Source organism: Pseudomonas sp. AA-38 (assembly GCF_029457475.1).
Classification (GTDB): Bacteria; Pseudomonadota; Gammaproteobacteria; order Pseudomonadales; family Pseudomonadaceae; genus Aquipseudomonas.
Map to the genome: position 1 here is coordinate 2,232,052 of NZ_CP120359.1, position 17,322 is coordinate 2,249,373.

The window sequence follows — 17,322 nt, forward strand, 5'->3', positions numbered from 1 at the left end:
GTCTCCTTAGCTGGCGTAGTCGAAGCGTTTGGCGATCAGCAGCAGTGTCTGCTCCAGTGCCAGGCCCACCAGGCCGACGATGATGATGGCGATGAGAATGTGCTCGACGTTGAGGTTGTTCCATTCGTCCCACACCCAGAAACCCAGGCCGATGCCGCCGGTGAGCATCTCCGCGGCAACGATCACCAGCCAGGCCACGCCGATGGCCAGGCGGATGCCGGTCATCAAGTGCGGCAGCACGGCGGGGAAGAGGATGCGCGTCAGCACCTTGAACTCCGACAGCTTGAGCACGCGGGCAACGTTGAGGTAGTCCTGCGGCACGCTGGCCACGCCGGCGGCGGTATTGAGGATGATTGGCCAGATCGAGCTGATGAAGATCACCCAGATCGAGGCCGGGCCGGCGGCCTCGAACACCAGCAGGCCAATGGGCAGCCAGGCCAGTGGCGAGACCGGACGCAACAGGCTGATGACCGGCGCGAGCATGCCGGCGAGGAAGGCGAAGCGGCCGATGGCGAAGCCCAGCGGGATGCCCACCAGCGCCGCCAGGCCGAAACCGACCCCGACGCGGCCGAGCGAGTTGAGGATGTTCCAGCCGATGCCCATGTCGTTGGGGCCGTTGTCGTAGAAGGGGTCGGCGAACAGCACCAGCGCCGATTGCCAGGTACTCAGCGGCCCGGGCAGGCCCTCGCTGTACTGCGCCAGCAACGACCAGAAGCCGATGAAGACGAGGATGCCCAGCAGCGGCGCGATGCCGGCCTTGCACAGATTGCCCAGGGCCGCGGCGCTGGGCAGCCGCGACGACAGGCGCGGCTTGGCGACGGGCTGCAGGGGTGTTTTCAGGGGCGCATTCATGTTCACCTCCGGTCAGGCCTTGATGGCGAAGGAATCGGCGTAGGCAGCCGGGTCGCTGCCGTCCCAGACCACGCCGTCGATCAGCGTGCTGCTGCGCAGCGGGCTGCCGGGCACGGCCAGCTTGAGCGCGCCGGCGGCTTCGGCGTAAAGCGCGGTCTGGTTGATCTGGGCGGCCACGGCGGCGTAATCCGGGGCCTCCTTGAGCAGGCCCCAGCGCTTGAACTGGGTGAGGAACCACATGCCGTCGGAGTGGTAGGGGAAGTTGACGCTGCCGTCCTTGCAGAAGGCCATGGCGTGCTCGTCCTGCCAACTGTTGCCGAGGCCGTCCTCGTAGTGGGCGAGAAAGCGCGGCTCGATCACCTGTACCGGCGCGTTGACGTAGGCCTTGCCGGCAATCAGCTTGGCCGTGCTCTTGCGGTTCTCCTCGCTGGCCTCGATGAACCGGCTGGCGTCGAGCACGGCCATGATCAGCGCGCGAGCGGCGTTGGGATACTGCTCGATGAAGGCGCGGGTGGTGCCGAGCACCTTCTCCGGGTGATCCGGCCAGATCTGCTGGGTGGTGGTGGCGGTGAAGCCGATCTTGTCGAAGATCGCCCGCGCACCCCAAGGCTCGCCGACGCAGAAGCCGTCCATGTTGCCGACGCGCATGTTGGCGACCATCTGCGGTGGCGGCACAACGATGGTCTTCACGTCGCTCATGGGGTTGATGCCCAGGCTGCCGAGCCAGTAGTACAGCCACATGGCGTGGGTGCCGGTGGGAAAGGTCTGGGCGAATGTCAGCGGGCTGCCGCCTTTCTTGATGTGTTCGGCCAGTTGCGCGCCGTTGCTCACGCCGGCCTCGCGCAGTTGTTTGGAGAGGGTGATGGCCTGGCCGTTCTGGTTCAGGCTCATGAGCACGGCCATGTCCTTCTGCGGGCCGGCCAGGCCGAGCTGGGCGCCGTACATCATGCCGTAGAGCACATGGGCAGCATCCAGTTCGCCGGTGTTGAGCTTGTCACGCACACCGGCCCAGGACGCCTCCTTGCTCGGGGTGATGGTCAGGCCGTATTTCTCGCCGAAGCCCTGGGTGGCGGCCACCACCACCGAGGCGCAGTCGGTCAGCGGGATGAAACCCACCTTCAGCGCGGCCTTCTCCGGCGCGTCGGAACCGGCCGCCCAGGCGGCGCTACGCAACGAGGCCGGGGCCGACAGCCCCAGGGCGGCGATACCGCCGATGGCCCCGGCCATGGCGATGGATTGCTTGAGGAAATTACGGCGGCTGCTGTCGACGGCTTTTTTCGAATCACGATCGGTCATGGGCTGATCTCTTTTTTCGGGCGCAAAAAAACGGCGTGCGTCAGATCGCCTCGCTGGGAGGAAGGTGATCCGACGGACGCCGTTGTCCGTGATCCTCGGCCCGCCGCCGTTGGCGCGCTACGCAGGATGCTGGAGGGGAATTAGCAAAGTGCTTGCCAGTTTTTCCACCAGCCTCGATAAGCGAGGCAATTGCCTTGCAAATCAGTCACCTGCGCCGCACGAGGCGCAGCGAGCAGCGCCCGAGAAGGCCCTGTGCGGGGCCAATGCCGTGCATCCGATGCCTGCGCTGAACGTTTTTGAGGCGCGTTCAGGAGGCCGGGACGCTGCGCGACTCCTCGACGAAGTCGCGCAGCCAGCGCAACACCTCCACCGCCTCCCAGCGCGCAGGGTCGAACAGGGCATAGGCCAGGCCCTGATAGCCGACCACGTCCAGTTGCCGGTGATAGCCGGCGCGTTGCAGCAGCGCCTCGATTTCGGCGAAGCAGGTATTGAAATGGGTACGGTTGAAGGGGGTGCGCCCCTCCATCACCAGGCCTTCACGCTGCAGCTCTTCGACCATGGCGCGCACGCGCTCCAGCGGCATGCGATTGACCTGATGTTTCACTTGCAGTACGTCCAGCATGATGATGCTCCTGTGCCTTGCTCGTTTATCAGTGGTTGCAAGCCTATCCGAAAAGTACTGTACAAATAAACAGTATCGCGTAATAGTTAGGCCATCGCAGCGACATCCACCCGCCCAATCCCCCTGACGGGCGTTCTGGTAAAGGAGAATGAACAATGCAACAGATGCTTGTGACGATTGTGCTATTGGCCCTGCTCGGCGGTTGTGCGCAGCCGCAGATGGAGCGGCCACAGGCCAATGGCGCCTACCTGGTGATCGACGGCAAACAGGCCTGGGCCGTGTTGGTTTCCGACGGGAGACGCGTGGAAGAGGCGGGGCGTGTGCTGGATGTGGTCCATCTGCCGGGGCATCACTCCAGCATCGCGGCCAGCTATGTGATCGAAACCCCCAATTGCGGCAGGTTGCAGTGGCTCACCGAGCGTCTTGGCGAAGCGGAAGGGGATACCACGCTGCTGCACAATCAGGAACTGGATAGCCCACAGTGTGTGTTGTCGCAGGGGCTTAGCCGTAACTGGACGGCGCTGGACTATTCCGGCTGAACAAAACGAAAGGGGCGCCATCGCTGGCGCCCCTTCCACATCACTCCTGCTCGGCCTTGGCCTTCTTCGCCGGCAGCAGGCCATCGGCCCTGAACATGGCCTTGATGCCGCGCAGTGCCTGACGGGTGCGATCCTGATTCTCGATCAGGGCGAAGCGCACGTGGTCATCGCCATAGTCGCCGAAACCCAGGCCGGGTGATACGCAGACCTTGGCCTCGGCCAGCAACTTCTTGGCGAATTCCAGCGAGCCCAGGTGTGCGTAGGCCTCGGGTATCTTGGCCCAGACGTACATCGACGCCTTGGGTTTCTCCACCATCCAGCCGATTTCGTGCAGGCCCTTGACCAGCAGGTTGCGGCGCTGGCGGTATTGCTCGGCGATATCGCGCACGCATTGCTGGTCGCCCTCCAGGGCGGCGATGGCTGCCACCTGCAGCGGGGTGAAGGTACCGTAGTCGTGGTAGCTCTTGATCCGCGCCAGGGCGCTGACCAGTTCCGGGTTGCCGACCATGAAGCCGATGCGCCAACCGGCCATGTTGTAGCTCTTGGAGAGGGTGAAGAACTCCACCGCAATGTCATTGGCGCCCGGCACCTGCATGATCGAGGGTGCCTTCCAGCCGTCGTAGACGATATCGGCATAGGCCAGGTCGTGCACCACCAGCACGTCGTACTGCTTGGCCAGGGCCACCACGCGCTCGAAGAAGTCCAGCTCCACGCACTGCGCGGTGGGGTTGGAGGGGAAGCCGAGAATCATCATCTTCGGCTTGGGGATCGATTCGCGGATGGCGCGTTCCAGCTCGTTGAAGAAATCCACCCCCGGTACCAGCGGCACCGAACGCACCTGGGCGCCGGCGATCACCGCACCGTAGATGTGGATGGGGTAGCTGGGGTTGGGCACCAGCACGGTATCGCCATGATCCAGAGTGGCCAGCATCAGGTGTGCCAGGCCTTCCTTGGAACCGATGGTGACGATCGCTTCGCTTTCCGGGTCGATCTCCACGTCGTAGCGTTCCTGGTACCAGCGCGAGATGGCGCGACGCAGGCGGGGAATGCCGCGGGAGGTGGAATAGCCATGGGTGTCTTCACGCTGGGCGACCTGCACCAGCTTCTCGACGATATGCGGCGGTGTCGCCCCGTCGGGGTTGCCCATGGAGAAGTCGATGATGTCCTCGCCACGACGGCGCGCGGCCATCTTCAGTTCGGCGGTGATGTTGAAGACATAAGGGGGGAGACGATCGATGCGCGCAAAGCGGCGCTTGGCGTTTTCGGCCATGATTTCCTCGGGGTACGTAAGCGCCCGGAACCGTCCGAGCGACGTTGGCCACTGCTGTGGCCGACGGCGAAGATAAGCCTTTTTAGCCGCAAGCTTCAAGCGCCAAGCCGCAAGTGGAGCGGTGGGAGTGGCTTATCAGCGCTTGCTTCACATGCAGCAGCAGGGTGGCCCTGCCAAAGGCGCGGGCCGCGCCAGATGGCGTTGCTCAGTCTCCGACCAGAATGGAGAACTTCTTGTGCAGGGTATTGCCGTTCACGTCGCGCACCTGGGCCACGAACCAGTGCGCCGTGGCGGAGACTGCCGAAAGCTGAGGTGTGCCGCTGATCGTGCCATCGCGGGATAGCTGTATGCCGGCTGGTGGATGGCCGCTGACCAGGCGCCAGGTGGCTCCACCACGGCCGCCACTGCTGTTGAGTCTGGCTTCATAGGCTTGGCCTGCCCGGGCGTTGGGCAGGGCTGCAACGCTGGTGATCGCAAGCCCGTCATTGGGGTGGCTGGCAGCCAGGCGATAGAACTTGACGCGGGCACCTTCGCTGGCTCTGTCGCCATGCATGTGCAGGTAGGCACCGGCCTTGAAGTAGAAGGTGTGACTGTTCCAGGCCGGATCCATTGGCATGCGGGCGCTCGGCCCGCCATTGGCCGAGGCCGTCGCCACGTTCTTGCTGACCTTCATCCGATAGCTGAAGGTTTCCCCCAGGTCGATGTCGTTGGCCAGTGTATGGGTGGTAAAGGGTGGCCCCTGTTCCGGTAGCCCCTGCAGCTTGGCGATGACCCGGCCGGTCTGGCGGGCGGCATCGTAGCGGTAATAGACCATGATCAAGGGCGCGCTACGGTAGCCATGAACCTGGCCGACGATGACGATGCCGTCCTGCGGAACCTGCATCACCCTGAGCATGGCGTCCTGTACCGACTCGCCCGCGCCGCTCCAGGTCATGGACAGGTTACTGGGATCGAGCATCTCGCGCAGTTCCGCGCGTGGGCTGCTGGAACCGCCGGCTGTGGCGCCATTGATGGGAGCCCAGAAGGTCATGGCGCCATCTTGCGCATCGGTGCGAAACCAGCGCGATTTGTAACCATAGGGGCCGGTCAACTGGTCGGGGCGAGCGGTGATCGCGGTGCCTTCGGTGCTGCCATCGGCGTCCTGGGGGACGGTGAGATTCCAGTTGTCCAGGGCGAAGTTGCCGCCCGGAGAAACGCTCCTGTACAGCTCGGCATGGCCGTTTCCGGCCAGCAGGCAGCCACACAGGGCAGTGCCGAACCACTGGATGCTCAATGCGCGTGACGGGAGTGCTTGCATGCTTTCGTCCTCGTTGCCGGGCCGCGCATGCTCGCCTGTGGCGACTGCAACTCTACGCTCCCTGAATGAAAAGGCCTGCCTGAACAGGCCTAGTCAGAGAGTGGCGAGAGGTACGCAAGGTTCGACTGTTTTTTACCCGACCGTCAGGTCTCAGCCCCCCAGCATGTCGTGCATGGCGATGATCTGTTCGGCCACCTGGATCAGCTTCTGCTGGCGACTCATGGCTTGGCGGCGCATCAGGGTGTAGGCCTCTTCCTCGTTGCAGCTCTTCATCTTCATCAGCAGGCCCTTGGCCAATTCGATGCGCTTGCGTTCGGCCAGTTGCGCCTCGCGGGCCTGCAACTGGGCACGCAGGGCCTGGTCGCTCTCGAAGCGGGCCATGGCCACGTCGAGGATCGGTTGCAGGCGCTGGGCGTGAATGCCCTCGACTATGTAGGCGCTGACACCGCTCTGGATCGCCTGGCGCATCACGCCGGGGTCGTGCTCGTCGGTGAACATGACGATGGGCCGAGGCTGGTCGCGGCTGACCAGTACCACCTGTTCCATCACGTCACGCCCCGGAGACTCGGTGTCGATGAGGATGACATCGGGGCGCACGGCTTCCACCCGCGCCGGCAGGTCGATGGTCAGGCCGGACTCGTCGATCACCTCGAAGCCGGCTTCGGTCAGGGCGCTCTTGAGGCGGCCGACCTTTTTCGGTGTGTCATTGATCAGCAGGATACGCAGCATGGCAGCTCTCCAGATGATCAGGCGCTGAGCGCTGGCGCGTCGGCCAGGGCATGCAGGGCGAAGCTACGGGCGTAACCGGCCGGATCACTGCCGTCCCAGTAGGGGCCGCCCTGCAAAGCGCAACCGCGCATGGGCTCGGGGCAGGCGACGCCCAGTGCTTCCGCCGCCTGGCGATAGATCTGCAGTTGCTGAACGGCCTGGGCGACTCCCAGGTAATCCGGGTCATCACGCAGCAGGCCCCAGCGACGGAACTGGGTCATGAACCACATGGCATCCGACAGATAGGGCAGGTTGACCGCGCCATCGGCGTGGAAGCGCAGGCGATGGGCGTCCTGCCAGGCATTGCCGAGGCCATCCTGATACTGGCCAAGAAAACGCGGCAGGATTGCCGACAGCGGCGCGTCGACATAGGCACTGCCGCTCAGCAGTTGCGCCGTGCCACGGCGGTTCTCCTCGCTCTCGTCGATGAAGCGGCTGGCCTCCAGTACCGCGCTGATCAGGGCCCGTGCCGTCTTGGGGTTCTCTTCGACGAAGCTGCGCGTGCAGCCCAGTACCTTTTCCGGATGATCCGGCCAGATCGCCTGGGTGGTAGTGAGCATGCAGCCGAGATTGTCTTCCACGGCCTTGGCCGTCCAGGGTTCACCGACGCAGAAACCGTCGATACGCCTGGCCTTGAGGTGCTCGACCATCTGCGGCGGCGGCACCACGACGCTGCGCACGTCGCGCAGCGGGTGGATGCCCTGGCTGGCCAGCCAGTAATACAGCCACATGGCATGGGTGCCGGTGGGGAAGGTCTGGGCGAAGGTGAGTTTTGCTTCATGCTGGTGCACGTACTTGCGCAGTGCCTCACTGCTGGTCACGCCGGCCTGTTGCAGCCCATGCGAGAGGTTGATGCTCTGGCCGTTCTGGTTCAGCCCCATGAGCACCGCCATGTCGGTGGCCGGTGCGCCGCCGAGGCCCAGTTGCACGCCATAGATCAGGCCGTAGAGGCTGTGGGCTGCATCCAGCTCGCCGTTGACCAGGCGATCACGCAGGGCAGACCAGGATGCCTGGCGTTGCAGTCGCAGGCTCAGGCCATGCTTTTCGGCAAAGCCTTGAGTCGCGGCGACGATCACCGAGGCGGAATCGCTCAAGGCCATGAAACCGATGTTCAGGGCGCTCTTTTCCGGTGCATCGCTGCCATGGCTCCAGGCCAGGGCGTCATTGCGCGGGGTGTCATGTTCACTCATGAGGCATCGTTCCTGCTCGACATCCGGGGTGACCTGGATGGCCAGGCCATAAAAAAGCGTCGTCCAGCCAGCCTGTCACGGCCGGCGGGTACGACGCCATTGTCGAATGCGTCTTTCCGCCATTGGAGGACGCTTTACCCTCTGGCGAAGCAAGGCATGTGCCAGTGATTGGGATGGATCTCGGAGGTGAAACGAAGGGAATCGGGCCTGACAAGCTGCTGTGCTGGGTGTCTGCGGTGTGTTGGGAAATCCCATGTATTGAGACCTCACCGTCCAAGGTCATCAGACCAGGGACGGTGAGGATTTTGAAGGCCCGTTACTCAACGGGCCCTAAGGTCATACCGCTTAGCTGAACGATCAAGCGGTTGCCAGTGTGTTACTCGGTCGCTTCGCGTGCCTTGCGCGCGCCTTTGGGCGCGAAGCGAGCGGCCAGGCCCATGCTGAAGGTGACCAGGCGCTGGTACGCCGCCGGCATGCTGCGTTGCATCCAGTCCAGGGCATGGGCGTCGCCACCGATGAGAATGCGCCGCTTGTTGGCCAGTACGCCATTGACGATGACCTTGGCTGCCTGTTCCGGCGTGGTGCGCAGCAACTGGTCGTTGAACTGCTGGCGCGCCTTCTCGATGTCCTGTCCGGTGACCTTGGCCAGGCTGTCGTTCATCCGTGCGGTCTTGGCGATGTTGGTGCGAATGCCGCCAGGGTGCACGCAACTGGCGGAAACCCCACAGCGCGCCATGTCCAGCTCCTGACGCAGCGATTCGGTAAAGCCGCGCACGGCGAACTTGCTGGCGTTGTAGCCACTCATGCCCGGCTGCGAGAACAGCCCGAAGACGCTGGAAACGTTGATCACATGGCCCTGGCCGCTGGCCTTGATGTGTGGCAGGAAGGCCTTGGTGCCGTTGACCACACCCCAGAAGTTGATGCCCATGATCCACTCGTAGTCGGCGTAGTCGTTGCCTTCCACGGTGCCACCCTGGGCCACGCCGGCATTGTTGAAGATGGCGTTGACCCGGCCGAACTCGCTTACTACCTGCCCAGCCCAGGCTTCGACGGCGGTGCGGTCGGCGACGTCGACCCGCGTTGCGCTGACGGTGACACCAAGCTTGCGTGCCTGTTCGGCGGTTTCGTGCAGGCCCTCGACATTCACGTCCGACAGGGCCAGATGGCAGCCCTGGCGCGCCAGATGATAGGCCAGGGCTCGGCCGATGCCGGAACCGGCACCCGTGATGGCGGCAACCTTGTTCTCGAAGGATTTCATGCGCTGGCCTCCTGGGCTTCCTGGCTGTGAATGGCATTGCTCTGCGCTGGATGTGCAGCGTTCTTGCGGCTGAAGTGGTAGGCCGGTGCATCGAAGTGACGGGTGAGCATGCGGAAGCGCCAGGTGAAACCAGGCCATACCGTGCAGTTGCGTCCGCTGACCGGGTGCAGGTACCAGCTCATGCAGCCACCGGCATTCCACACGGTATTGCGGGCCGCGCCCTGGATCTTGTGGTTGAAGGCGTCCTGCACCGCGCGCTTGGGTTCCAGGCTCTGCAACTGGCCTTCTTCGAGCAGGCGCAGGGCGCCGAGCACGTAGTGGATCTGCGACTCGATCATGTACACCATCGAGTTATGGCCGAGGCCGGTGTTCGGCCCCATGAGGAAGAACAGGTTGGGGAAGCCGGCGGTCATGGTGCCCTTGTAGGCTTCCGGGCCTTCGGGCCAGGTGTCGAGCAGGTCGACGCCACCACGGCCGAACACCGTGCCGCGCGGCAGCGGGTCGCTGGGGGTGAAGCCGGTGCCGAAGATGATGGCGTCCACCTCGCGCTCCTGGCCGTCGGCGGTGCGCACGCCATGGGGCAGGATCTCGGCGATGCCGTCGGTGATCACCTCGACGTTGGGCTGAACCAGCGCCGGGTAGTAGTCGTTGGAGATCAGCACACGCTTGCAGCCCATGGTGTAGTCCGGGGTGACCTTGGCGCGCAGCACCGGATCCTTGATCTGCTTGTGGATGTAGCGCTTGGCGATGTTCTGGGCCAGGCGTAGCAGGCGCGGGGCGAAGGCGAAGGCGATCACGCGGCTTTCGAGCATGCTGTAGAGCGCGCCGCGCCAGAGTTTCTGCGCCAGTGGGAAGCGCTTGAAGCGGCTGCGTTCGTCGTCGCGAATGGCGCGATCCGGCTTGGGCATGATCCACGGCGCAGTGCGCTGGTAGAGGTCGAGGCGCGCCACCTGCTTCTGGATCTGCGGCACGAACTGAATGGCCGAGGCGCCGGTGCCGATCACCGCCACGCGCTTGCCGCTCAGGTCATAGTCGTGGTTCCACTGCTGCGAGTGGAAGACCTCACCGGTGAAATTTTCCAGACCCTTGAGCTTGGGGATCGAGGGAGTGGACAGGGCGCCCATGCCGGACACCACGAATTGCGCGCTGTAGCGCTGGCCGGCGCGATCCTTCAGGTGCCACAGTTCGGCCTGCTCGTCCCAGCGAATCTCCACCACTTCGGTGCCCAGCAGGGTCTTGTCCTGCAGGCGGTATTTTTCCCAGCACCCTTCGAGATAGGCCTTGATTTCCGGCTGCCTGGCGAACATCCGCGTCCAGTTCGGGTTCGGCTCGAAAGAGAAGGAGTACAGGTGCGATTGCACGTCGCAGCCGCACCCCGGATAGTTGTTCACCCGCCAGGTGCCGCCAACGCCGGCCTCTTTCTCGAACAGCAGGAAATTCTCTTCGCCCTCCTGCTTGAGGCGAATGGCCATGCCAAGGCCGGAAAAACCGCTGCCGAGAATGGCGATCTTGCAGTGGCGGGTCGCCGGGAGCGGTGACACGGACGCGTTCATGGAGTGACTCCTGCTTGTCGTTATTGTGGGTGTCTACATCTGTCTACCAAGGTAGACATGTGTATACTCCTTGGCAATCCAGCCAATCGACAAACCAACTTTAGGTAGGGTCAGCATGCAGGACGACGATACCTCACTGCGCGAACGGGCCGTGGCCGCACCTGGCAAGCGTCTGTTGCTGGAGGCGGCGTTACGCCTTACCTCGACCCATCGCAGCCTGAGCAGCCTGGGCCTGCGCGAGTTGGCGCGCGAGGCGGGGCTCAACCCCAACACCTTCTACCGGCACTTTCGCGATGTCGACGACCTCGGTCTGACCATCATCGAAGAGATCAACACGCTGTTGCGCCAGCCACTGCGTGACCTGCGCCGCGAGGCGGCGCAGCGGGCCGTGAGCGACAAGGGGGCGATGCTGCCCAAGCTGCTGGGCATCGACCTCGGGCGTGGACGGCGGGTCTGCCACGAGACGGTGAAGCTGTTCTTCGACTTTGCCGCCGAGCACCCCGAGGCCTTCATCATCGGCGTGCGTGAACTGCATGGTGCTTCGCCGGTGTTGCGCGAGGCGCTGCGCCAGGTAATGGACGATTTCGCCAGCGACATGGCCGAGGATCTGCTCGAGCTGGAGCTGCTGCCGGGGATCGTCAGTGCTGACACCGTGCGCCAGGTGTCGGGGCTGATCAGCCGCAACCTGTTCGAGCTGTCACTGGACTACATCGGCCAGCCGCAGCGGCGCGAGGCCATTCGCGCACTGGCCGAGGAACAGGTACTGATGCTGTTCACTGGCGCCAGCGTGCTGCAGAGTCTGGGCCAGTTGCGTATATGAAGCAGCCCATCACTCGTCGCTGATCAGGCGCTTGCCCAGGCTTACCGAAGCATCGACCTGGTAGCCGAGGCGCTCGTAGAAGGCCAGGGCCTGCTGGTTGGTATTGCGCACCAGCAGGCTCAGCTTGGGGCAACCCAGGGCAAGCATCTTTTCCTCGATATGCTGCATCAGTTGCCGCGCCAGGCCCTGCTTGCGCCTGTCGGGGCACACCGCCAGGTAGTTGACCCAGCCGCGATGCCCTTCGTAGCCGGCCATGGCCGAGGCGACCAGGGCGCCATCGAGTTCGCCGAGGAGAAACAGCTCGGGTTGCACCGCGAGCTTGCGCTGGATGTCCTTGTACGGATCGTTCCAGGGACGAATCAGGTCGCAGCGCCGCCAGAGATCGATGACGGCGGCTTGGTCGGCCAGTTGGAAGGGGCGGATCAGCATAGAGACGGCTCCTGATGAGGAAGCCGCCGTTTTAGCACAGCGCTCAGCGCCGCAGGTAGGCGGCGAAATCGATGTCACCGGCCGAGAGGATCGCCTGCACCCGGTTGTGCACCCCCAGCTTGCGCAGGATGGCCGAGACATGCGCCTTGACCGTGGTTTCGGCGATATCCAGGCTGTAGGCGATCTGCTTGTTCGATTCACCCTTGGTCATGCGTTCGAGCACCAGCAATTGCTTGCGCGTCAGCGCCTGCAACAGCTCCGGGGCGATGCTCGGGTTGTCGTGGTGTGGGCGCGAGCTGCCGCTCTTCTGGGTGCGGATGATGTCCGGCGGCAGGTAGACGTTGCCGTCGAGGATCTGGCCGATGGCATCGGTCATCTGCGCCCGAGGCGAGGACTTGGTGATGAAACCCACCGCGCCGTAGGTGATGGCCTGCAGCACCACCTGTTTGTCCTGCTCGGCGGAGACGATCACCACCGGGATGGTCGGTGCCTCGTTGCGCAGGTTCATCAGGCCGCCCAGGCCGTGCATGCCGGGCATGTTCAGGTCGAGCAGGATCAGATCCAGGTCATCGTGTTCCTGGGTCAGCGCCAGGGCGCTGTCCAGGTCGGCTGTTTCCATGATCTCGCTGCCGGGAAAGCCGTCGGCGATGACGTTATGGATGGCTTCACGAAACAGCGGATGGTCGTCGGCAATCAGAATCTTGTACATGGCCTTGCACCTCGTTGTCGTGATTATGGTGTGGCGGCGGGCGTGAGGAAAGCGTGCGGCATCTCGGCCGGTTGCGCCGGCACCAGGGGCAGGCCGGCCTGTTCCCAGGCATCGACGCCGTCGCGGTACCAGTACAGCTCGCGATAGCCCAGGGCCTGGGCACGGCGCGCGGCGTTCCAGCTCAGCCAGCAATCGGAGCGGCAGTAGAACACGAAGGGTTGGCGCATGTCGCCTTGACTTGCCTGCTGCAGATGGTGCGCGAAATAGCGCTGCCAGAGGCTTCCCAGATTGCCGTCGCCGGCATTGGCCAGCCACAGACTGCCGGGCAGGTTGGCGTGGGGTGTGTCCTCGACGAAGCGGTTCTGCACCCAGGGGCGGCGGTAGACATCGATCAGGCGGGTAGCGGGGCGTGCGGCGAGCAGTTTCTGCAACGCGGGGGTATCGAGGACCTGCACGCCTTCCAGATGAGTCGGGGTGGGGCTGCGGTACTGGCCGCTGCGATAGCCCTCGGCATCGAACAGGGCTTCGGCGTGCACCAGGTTGGCCAATAGCAGCGAGACGAGCATCAGGCCTGCAGGCACAGGCAGACGGTACTTCATGGCGAGTTCTCTACTTATTCTTGTGCGGGTATTACAGGCCATGGTCGCAGGCTTGGGAATTCGACGATGGAGAGGAAAAGCAGTACCAAAGTAGTAGGGGGATGGCGGCTGAGCCTGTCATGGGGCGTGCCGGTGTTTTTGCAGGCGCGAATTCATTGGCGATCCTGACCGCACAGGCGCCAATGGATGCGCACCTATCCCGCCTTGCGCAGCGCCGCGTGCTGCGGATTGAAGCTGACCACTGCGAGCAGGGTGAGCAGCAGCGTCAGGCCGACACAGATCAGCAGTGCCTCGACATGCAGGCGCAGATACAGCGCGTTGCGCACCAATTCCACGGCATGGGTGAAGGGGTTGACCGCGCACAGCCAGTACAGCCACTCGCTGGACTCGCGCATCTTCCACAGTGGGTACAGCGCCGATGACAGGAAGAACATGGGGAAGATTACGAAATTCATCACCCCGGCGAAGTTCTCCAGTTGCCGTATGCCGTTGGACAGCAGCAAGCCGAGGGCGCTGAGCAGCAGCGCCACCAAGAGCAGCGCCGGCAATGCGGCGAGCAGGCCCCAGGCTGGCGGTTGCACGCCATACACCCAGGCGATGGCGAGGAAGGCGTAGACCTGCAGCAGCGAGATCAGCGCCGTGGCCAGCAGCTTGGCAGCGAGCAGGAAGGCCCGTGGCAGCGGGCTGGTGAGCAGCACGCGCATGCTGCCCATCTCGCGGTCATAGACCATCGACAGCGAGCCCTGCATGCCGTTGAACAGCAGGATCATGCAGGCCAGGCCCGGCACGATGTAGGTGTCGTAGGTGATGTAGGTGTCGTACGGCTCGATGATGGCGATGCCCAGCGCGGCGCGAAAGCCGGCGGCGAACACCAGCAGCCACAGCAGCGGCCGCACCAGGGCGCTGAGAAAGCGCGAGCGCTGCAGGACGAAGCGCAGCCATTCGCGCAGCACGATGCCGCGCAGGCATTCCCAGTAGGCACTCATCAGCGCGCACCTCGCGTAGGGTGCGCCGTGCGCACCGGGGCTGTTTCATCATCGTCGTGGTCGCCGCCACGTTTCGGCCGCAACGCCTCGCGCACATGCCCCCGACCCAGCGCCTCGTCGCCGGTCAGGCGGGCGAAGCTGATGGCCAGGTCATCGCCGAACTGGCTGGCCTTGCCCCAGGCCACGCGCTCGCCACGATGGAGGATCAGCAGGTCGTCGCTGGACTCGATCTCGTCCAGCAGGTGGGTCGTCCACAGCACGCACAGGCCTTGCTCACGGCACAGGTTGCGCACGTGCCGGCCCAGCGCCAGGCGGCTGGCCGGATCGAGCCCGGCGCTGGCCTCGTCGAGCAGCAGCAGGCGCGGTTGATGGAGCAGGGCGCGGGCGATCTCCACGCGGCGGCGGTGGCCGCCATTGAGCGTGCGCACCTTGTCGTGACGGCGCTCGGCGAGATCCTGGCGCAGCAGCTCTTCGTCGATACGCGCCTGTGCCTGGCGACGCGGCATGCCATGCAATGCCGCGTGGTAGGCGAGGTTCTGCTGCACCGACAGGTCGAGATCCAGCGTGCTCTGCTGGAATACCACACCGAGCTGGCGCAACGCCTGGCGCGGTTCGTCGCGCAGGCTGTGGCCGAAGATACGGATATCGCCCTGCTGCAGGTCGTAGAGGCGCGTGAGCAGGGCGATCAGCGTGGATTTGCCAGCGCCGTTGGGGCCGAGCAGGGCGCCGAAGCGCCCCGGCGCCAGCTCGAAGTCCAGCCCGTCGAGTGCCTGGCGCGCGCCATAGGCGAAACCGACGCCGCTCACCTCGAGGGCGTTCATGGCGTCACCACTACGCCCCAGGGGTAGCGGCCGACCTTGATCGACTTGCTCACCTTGAGGTTGTCGATGTCGATCACCGACACGTCGCCGCTGACGCCGTTGGTGGTCAGCAGGCGCTTCTGATCCGGGGTGAATTCCAGGTGCCAGACGCGCCGGCCCACCAGCAGGTAGTCGAGAATCTCGTAGGTCTTGGCATCCACCACGGCCACATGGTTGGCCGGGCCGAGGGCGATAAAGGCGTATTTGCCGTCGTCGGTCAGCTTGACCCCCACCGGCTGCACCTTGTCCGGGTGCACGCCCTTGATGGCGAACTTCAGCACCTTGAGCACCTGGCGCGAGTCCACATCCAGCACCGTTACCGTGCCACCGATCTCTGCCGAGGCCCACAGACGCTTGCCATCCTTGTCGAACTCGACGTGGCGCGGGCGCTGGTCGACCAGGGTGTTGTCCACCAGTTGTTGGGTGCTGGTGTCAATCCAGTGCAGCATGTTGGTGGTTTCGCTGGTGTTGACCGCCCACTTGCCGTCCGGGCTCACCGCCATGCCTTCGGGTTCCACGCCCACGTCGATCTGCGCCAGCACCTCGTCGCTCTGGGTGTCGACCACCGTGACCAGCGCATCGTCCTCGTTGGAGATGTACAGCCAGCGGTCGTTGGGGTGCAGGGCGAACTGCTCGGGGTCGGCGCCGGAGGGTAGCTCCTTGACGATCTTGCGTGTGGCCAGATCCATCACCTGCACGCGATCCGAGTCGCTGGCGCAGATGTACAAGAGCTTGTTGTCGGAAGACAGCAGCAGGCCGCGCGGGCGCATGCCGACGTCCAGGGTGGCGGTGACCTCGAGGCTGTCCAGGTCGATGACGCTGATGCTGTCATCCTTCTCATTGGACACGTAGGCGGTGGCGGCAAGGGCCGAGTGGCAGGCCAGGCCGAAGGCGACGGCGCAGGCGAGACGGGTCAGGCGCATGGGGTTGATCCTCTTGTTGTTGTCTTGGGCGGCATGTGGTGCGCGCGGCGCACCCTACGGCTCGGTGTGGGTAGGGTGCGCTGTGCGCGCACCATCAGTCAGATGTACTCGCCAGATCGCAGCTCACTTCAGGCCGGTCATAGCCGAGGCTGTCCATCTCGTTGCTGGGGTGGAGAAAACCGTCCTGCGGCGAGGTGCTGACCAGCGCGCGCGGGTGCACCAGCGGAATAGGCTGGCGCAGCTCGCCGTTCCACGGGCGGAAGCTCAGCTTGCGGCCCTTGAAGCCGTCCAGCGGCAGGTCGGCGGACAGCGCCAGAGTGCGAATCGCCTGTGGCTCGGCGGCGCGTAGCTTGGTCACGGCAGCGGCGATGCTGCGTACGGCCATCCAGGCGGCGAAGTCGCGGTCGTTCATCCAGCGCCCGGCCAGTGCCTCGAAGCGCTTCTGCAATTGCGCGGCGCCGAAGGTTTCCACCGTCTTGTGCCAGGCGGTGGGGGTCAGGCCCTGGGTGCCGGCTACCGGGCGCGGCAGCCAGGTGTTGTAGGGCAGGTATTCGCCGAAGTCGCCGCGCTCGTCGGCCACCAGCACCACGTCGTATTCGCCAGCCTGGGTGAACAGCGGCATCTCCGCCTGGGCGCTGCGGCGCTGGTCGTTGTCGAAGCTCCACGGCTTCTCGGCGACGATCTTGTGGCCGAAGCGTTTGGCCGCGCGTTTGAGCGCGTCGGCGTAGGCGCTGTCGTCCTCGGTGTTGCCGGTCACCAGCAGCCAGCGCGTCCATTTGCGCACGGCGAGAAACTGTGCCAGGGCATCGGCCAGCATGGCGCGGCTGGGCAGGGTATGCAGCACGTTGCCCAGGCACTGTTCGCGGCGCAGGCCATCGTCGGCGCTGCCGGCATTGAACAGTAGGCTGTCCGGCAGGCGTTCGCTGAGCAGGCGCAGGGTGGCGACCGGGGCGTTGACCACGAACAGGCGAATGCCGGCCTGGTGCTGCTGCTCGGCAGCGGCGAGCAACTCATCGGCCTGGTCGCTCTCGGCACTGTGCAACTCGAACCGCTGTTTGAGAAAGCGCCCGGTGCTGTTGCTGTCGATGATCGCCAGTTCGGCGCCACGGCGCCCTGCGTCGGTGGGTTCGGGGATGACGTTGGACAGTAGCGGGCCACGCAGTGGCTGATGCGCCAGGTAGCCGATGCGCACCTGCAGCTCGTCCGCGCTGGCGCCCAGGCTCAGACCGAGGCTGGCGAACAGGCAGAGCAGGGCGTGGCAGAGCAGGCGCATGGGGTGGCTCCATCGGAGGATGCCCCAGCATAGGAAGGGCGGCCAGCTCGGGAAATATGCCCAAGGTAGCGCCCGCCA

General features: G+C 64.6%; 18 protein-coding genes. 2 read left to right on the forward strand and 16 right to left on the reverse strand.

Annotated features, from left to right (window positions below):
- Positions 1-6: 6 nt before the first annotated feature.
- From ntrB to PVE35_RS10140, 3 genes are all read right to left on the reverse strand, one after another.
- A complete protein-coding gene (ntrB, locus tag PVE35_RS10130; RefSeq protein ID WP_277374560.1) occupies positions 7-852 on the reverse strand; it encodes a nitrate ABC transporter permease in 846 nt (281 codons plus the stop codon).
- Positions 853-864: 12 nt separating this feature from the next.
- On the reverse strand, positions 865-2,148 hold the full coding sequence (locus PVE35_RS10135) for a CmpA/NrtA family ABC transporter substrate-binding protein (protein WP_277374561.1): 1,284 nt from the start codon (positions 2,146-2,148) through the stop codon (positions 865-867).
- A gap of 307 nt (positions 2,149-2,455) precedes the next feature.
- Complete coding sequence (locus tag PVE35_RS10140) at positions 2,456-2,770, reverse strand: transcriptional regulator (RefSeq protein WP_268177791.1); 315 nt, start codon at positions 2,768-2,770, stop codon at positions 2,456-2,458.
- A 155-nt stretch (positions 2,771-2,925) separates the two neighbouring features.
- Here PVE35_RS10140 and PVE35_RS10145 point away from each other — a divergent pair, with 155 nt between their 5' ends.
- Positions 2,926-3,309: a hypothetical protein gene (locus PVE35_RS10145; RefSeq protein WP_268177790.1), complete on the forward strand. Its 384-nt coding sequence runs from the start codon at positions 2,926-2,928 to the stop codon at positions 3,307-3,309.
- 40 nt (positions 3,310-3,349) lie between these two features.
- On the opposite strand, the gene alaC is transcribed toward PVE35_RS10145, so the two are convergent.
- From alaC to PVE35_RS10175, 6 genes are all read right to left on the reverse strand, one after another.
- A complete protein-coding gene (gene alaC / locus PVE35_RS10150; RefSeq protein WP_277374562.1) occupies positions 3,350-4,579 on the reverse strand; it encodes an alanine transaminase in 1,230 nt (409 codons plus the stop codon).
- A gap of 205 nt (positions 4,580-4,784) precedes the next feature.
- Complete coding sequence (locus tag PVE35_RS10155; protein WP_277374563.1) at positions 4,785-5,876, reverse strand: polysaccharide lyase family 7 protein; 1,092 nt, start codon at positions 5,874-5,876, stop codon at positions 4,785-4,787.
- Between the two features lie 150 nt (positions 5,877-6,026).
- Entirely contained in the window at positions 6,027-6,605 is a 579-nt protein-coding gene (locus tag PVE35_RS10160; RefSeq protein WP_268177787.1) for an ANTAR domain-containing response regulator, read from the reverse strand.
- 17 nt (positions 6,606-6,622) lie between these two features.
- Positions 6,623-7,834 carry a CmpA/NrtA family ABC transporter substrate-binding protein gene (locus PVE35_RS10165; protein WP_268177786.1) on the reverse strand — a complete coding sequence of 404 codons (1,212 nt, stop codon included), beginning with the start codon at positions 7,832-7,834 and terminating at the stop codon, positions 6,623-6,625.
- A gap of 376 nt (positions 7,835-8,210) precedes the next feature.
- The gene (locus tag PVE35_RS10170; RefSeq protein ID WP_277374564.1) at positions 8,211-9,092 is read right to left on the reverse strand and encodes an SDR family NAD(P)-dependent oxidoreductase; all 882 of its coding nucleotides are present in this window, start codon (positions 9,090-9,092) and stop codon (positions 8,211-8,213) included.
- Entirely contained in the window at positions 9,089-10,645 is a 1,557-nt protein-coding gene (locus PVE35_RS10175) for an NAD(P)/FAD-dependent oxidoreductase (RefSeq protein WP_268177783.1), read from the reverse strand. The genes PVE35_RS10170 and PVE35_RS10175 overlap by 4 nt, the downstream gene beginning before the upstream one ends.
- A gap of 115 nt (positions 10,646-10,760) precedes the next feature.
- On the opposite strand from PVE35_RS10175, the gene PVE35_RS10180 reads away from it, so the two are divergent.
- The gene (locus PVE35_RS10180; protein ID WP_268177782.1) at positions 10,761-11,465 is read left to right on the forward strand and encodes a TetR family transcriptional regulator; all 705 of its coding nucleotides are present in this window, start codon (positions 10,761-10,763) and stop codon (positions 11,463-11,465) included.
- 9 nt (positions 11,466-11,474) lie between these two features.
- Here the strand turns inward: PVE35_RS10180 and PVE35_RS10185 are convergent, their stop codons facing one another.
- The 7 genes from PVE35_RS10185 to PVE35_RS10215 all read right to left on the reverse strand — a co-directional run bounded on the left by PVE35_RS10185 (position 11,475) and on the right by PVE35_RS10215 (position 17,244).
- On the reverse strand, positions 11,475-11,894 hold the full coding sequence (locus tag PVE35_RS10185; protein ID WP_277374565.1) for a GNAT family acetyltransferase: 420 nt from the start codon (positions 11,892-11,894) through the stop codon (positions 11,475-11,477).
- 43 nt (positions 11,895-11,937) lie between these two features.
- On the reverse strand, positions 11,938-12,603 hold the full coding sequence (locus PVE35_RS10190) for a response regulator transcription factor (RefSeq protein WP_268177780.1): 666 nt from the start codon (positions 12,601-12,603) through the stop codon (positions 11,938-11,940).
- Positions 12,604-12,626: 23 nt separating this feature from the next.
- Positions 12,627-13,202, reverse strand: a complete 576-nt coding sequence (locus PVE35_RS10195; protein ID WP_268177779.1) for a PQQ-dependent catabolism-associated CXXCW motif protein — start codon at positions 13,200-13,202, stop codon at positions 12,627-12,629.
- A gap of 194 nt (positions 13,203-13,396) precedes the next feature.
- Complete coding sequence (locus PVE35_RS10200; protein WP_277374567.1) at positions 13,397-14,188, reverse strand: ABC transporter permease; 792 nt, start codon at positions 14,186-14,188, stop codon at positions 13,397-13,399.
- A complete protein-coding gene (locus tag PVE35_RS10205) occupies positions 14,188-15,009 on the reverse strand; it encodes an ABC transporter ATP-binding protein (RefSeq protein ID WP_277374568.1) in 822 nt (273 codons plus the stop codon). The genes PVE35_RS10200 and PVE35_RS10205 overlap by 1 nt, the downstream gene beginning before the upstream one ends.
- Positions 15,006-15,971 carry a YVTN family beta-propeller repeat protein gene (locus PVE35_RS10210; protein ID WP_277374569.1) on the reverse strand — a complete coding sequence of 322 codons (966 nt, stop codon included), beginning with the start codon at positions 15,969-15,971 and terminating at the stop codon, positions 15,006-15,008. Before PVE35_RS10210 ends, PVE35_RS10205 begins: the two co-directional genes overlap by 4 nt.
- A gap of 94 nt (positions 15,972-16,065) precedes the next feature.
- Complete coding sequence (locus tag PVE35_RS10215; RefSeq protein WP_277374570.1) at positions 16,066-17,244, reverse strand: ABC transporter substrate-binding protein; 1,179 nt, start codon at positions 17,242-17,244, stop codon at positions 16,066-16,068.
- Positions 17,245-17,322: the final 78 nt, after the last annotated feature.